This is a genomic window from Cryobacterium sp. 10I1, from assembly GCF_035019805.1.
Lineage (GTDB): Bacteria > Actinomycetota > Actinomycetes > Actinomycetales > Microbacteriaceae > Cryobacterium > Cryobacterium glucosi.
This window is the reverse complement of sequence record NZ_JASJVF010000337.1, coordinates 1-2914: the sequence shown is the minus strand read 5'-3', so window position 1 is coordinate 2914 and position 2914 is coordinate 1. Positions and strand designations below refer to the sequence as shown.

The following is a 2914-nucleotide window of genomic DNA, read 5'->3' as shown; positions in this document are numbered from 1 at the left end:
TCGTCGCGCTGCACGTGATCCTGGTGCGGATGCACGGGGTCGTCCCCCCGATCGACGCGGCGGAAACCGACGCCCAGCTGAGCGGCACGGACCGGACGGAGGCGACCCGATGAGCGCCCCGACCATGTCCCGTTCCGACCGGGATGGCCTCGCGCGCCGCCCGTGGCGCGGCACCGTGCGCGAGTACGACCTCTTCAAGGAACTCACGGTCGCCCTCGTCGTCGTCGGGCTCGTGATCGTTGGTCTCTCGGCGATCGTCGGCTCGCCCGACGAACCGAGCGTGACCCTCAAGTCCTGGGCCCAGGCCCAGCCCGCCGACTTCGTGGCCACCGCGACCGCCGAGCTCGGCGGCACGAGCGAGACCGCCGGTTACGGCCCGCCGTACAACACCACCGCCGACGCGACCCAGACCATCGGGGCATTCGACCTGCAGAGCTTCTCCGGCGTGCAGCTGCCGATCGATACGGCCCAGGACCTCGTGATCACCCCGCTGACGACCCTCAACGCTCCGCCGAGCGCCGCTCTCGACGCGTGGAACGCCGGGAGTGACACCGAGAAGGCCGACTGGACCGCCGCATACACGGATGCCCTCACGAACGCCCCCGATGGCGACCCAGCCCAGGTCGCCACCGGCGACTACGGCCCGGTGCCGGTCCTGACGGATGCGCTCCTCACAATGGCAAGCCAGGGCGCCCTCGACGGCGTGCTGAACGCCCAGCAGTCGTTCTACAACTCCGACTACACCCGCACGATCCTGTTCCTCGGCGACGGTGCCTACTTCGGTGACCTCGCGACCGCGGCGCATCTCACCGGCGACCAGTTGGGCATGATGAACGAGACCGGGAACACCCCCGGTCAGTCCTGGCTGTGGCTCTTCTCGTTCTGGTACCAGATCGAGCCGTTCGCGTCAGCCCCCAACGCCGACCTGCTCGTCGTGCTCCTGATGCTCGTGCTGAGCGTGCTGTTGACGCTCGTGCCCTTCATCCCTGGCCTGCGGGACATCCCGCGGTGGATTCCGATCCACCGCCTGATCTGGCGGGATTATTACAAGAAGCGGGCAGCGGGCCGGAGTTGAGCGGAGTGCGCCAACACTAGGCTGGGGACGAGATCGATCGTCGCCGAGGTGTCTGCGCGGCCGGTCGCATCCGTGCCTCACCGAAAGGCTTTCTGTGTCCCGCTACGACCTCAGCCTGCCCGAGCTCCGCGACTACCGGCCGGTCGTCGCTGAGCCGGACGACTTCGACGAGTTCTGGGAGGACACCCTCGCGGACGCCCGCCGTTTTCCCGACGAACCGCACTTGACCCGGGTCGACTCCCCGCTCAGCCAGGTCGAGGTCTACGACATGACCTTCAACGGTTTCGCGGGACAGCCCGTGCGCGCCTGGTTCCTGGTGCCGGCGGGCACGACCGGCCCGCTGCCGGCCGTCGTCGAGTACAACGGCTACGGCGGAGGCCGCGGACTCCCGCACGAGAACCTCGCGTGGGTGACGGCCGGCTATGCCTACCTGTTCATGGACACGCGGGGCCAGGGCAGCGTCTGGGGCTCCGGCGGCGAGACACCCGACCCGAACGGCACCGGGCCGTCCGCCCCCGGGTTCGTGACCCGCGGGATCGAGCGGCCGCACGACTACTACTACCGCCGGGTCTTCACGGATGCCGCGCGCGCGATCGACGCCGTGCGCACGATCGACCGGGTCGACCCGACCCGCGTTGCGGTGTGCGGCGGCAGCCAGGGCGGCGGCATCGCGCTCGCGGCCGCTGGCCTCAGCGAGGGGCTCATCGGGGTCATGCCCGAGGTGCCGTTCCTCTGCCACTTCGAGCGGGCCGTCGAGATCACCGACGGGGACCCGTACCAGGAGATCGTGCGGTACCTCTCGGTGCACCGCGACCTCGTCGAGCAGACCTTCACGACTCTTTCCTACTTCGACGGCGTGAACTTCGCCAAGCGCGCGACCGCTCCCGCCCTCTTCTCCGTCGCCCTGATGGACCCGGTCTGCCCGCCGTCGACGGTCTTCGCCGCCCTCAACCACTACGCGGGCGAGGCGGACATCGAGGTCTACCCGTTCAACCAGCACGAGGGCGGATCCGGGCACCACTGGCTGCGGCAGGCCGCCTGGCTCGAGGAGCGCATCCTCTAAGCACGCGTCTGCTTGCCCTGTGGATAACTCGAGCGGGATGTCCCCAAGTGTTCTAACGTGACCGCATGCGGATCCGCGCGAGGTACCGACTGGCGACGACGACCCTGTGCGCCGCCGTGTCCGTAGCCGGTCTGATCGCCCTGTCCGGGTGCGCGTCGTCGCCGGCGCCGTTCGCGAGCCCGTCCGCGTCTCCGACAGCGGATGCGCCCGCTTTCGCCTCAGAGGCCGACGCCCTTGAGGCCGCGCGAAAGTCATTCACCGAGTACCAGGCGCTATCGACGCAGATCGGCCACGAGGGCGGGATGGCACCCGAGCGGATGTCCGCCGTCGCCACCGGAGGAGCGCTTGACGATGAGATTCAATCGTTTCACGGCCTAGCTGAAGGGGGGCTCCACGGTATTGGGGAACTGAAATTTGACTCCCTGAGATTGCAGAGCACTGACTTGGCATCCGGGAAAGTCACAACGTACCTTTGCCTGGATACGTCGCAAGCCGATCTGGTAGACGCGTCGGGGGCTAGTCGGGTCTCAACAGACGTAGCCCGTCGCTATCCCCTTGAAGTTCGTTTCACTCTCGCTAGTCAGAGTCGACGGCTGCTTGTAGAGGAGTCGGTCACATGGTCCGGCACGAACTATTGCTGATCTCCGTCCTATTGCCCGCACTATTGGGTTTTGCAGGATTCGCCACCGAGAGGGATCCGTGTGGGGGTTGGAAGAACCTCGCGAGCCAGTGCTCAAACCCACCACCTGTCACTGGGGTCGTGAACGGCGGGGGCG

Annotated in this window: 2 protein-coding genes; both read left to right on the top strand. The window is 67.7% G+C overall.

Annotation, left to right across the window (positions count from 1 at the left end; all coding sequences use genetic code 11):
- Window positions 1–109: 109 nt before the first annotated feature.
- Window positions 110–1075: a hypothetical protein gene (locus QN345_RS17585; RefSeq protein WP_322189644.1), complete on the top strand. Its 966-nt coding sequence runs from the start codon at window positions 110–112 to the stop codon at window positions 1073–1075.
- 94 nt (window positions 1076–1169) lie between these two features.
- The gene (locus QN345_RS17580) at window positions 1170–2138 is read left to right on the top strand and encodes an acetylxylan esterase (RefSeq protein WP_134561254.1); all 969 of its coding nucleotides are present in this window, start codon (window positions 1170–1172) and stop codon (window positions 2136–2138) included.
- The last annotated feature ends 776 nt before the right edge of the window (window positions 2139–2914 follow it).

Coding starts and splice junctions, on each gene's coding strand:
- QN345_RS17585 (WP_322189644.1), top strand. CDS start 110: ATGAGCGCCCCGACCATGTCCCGTTCCGACCGGGATGGCCTCGCGCGC.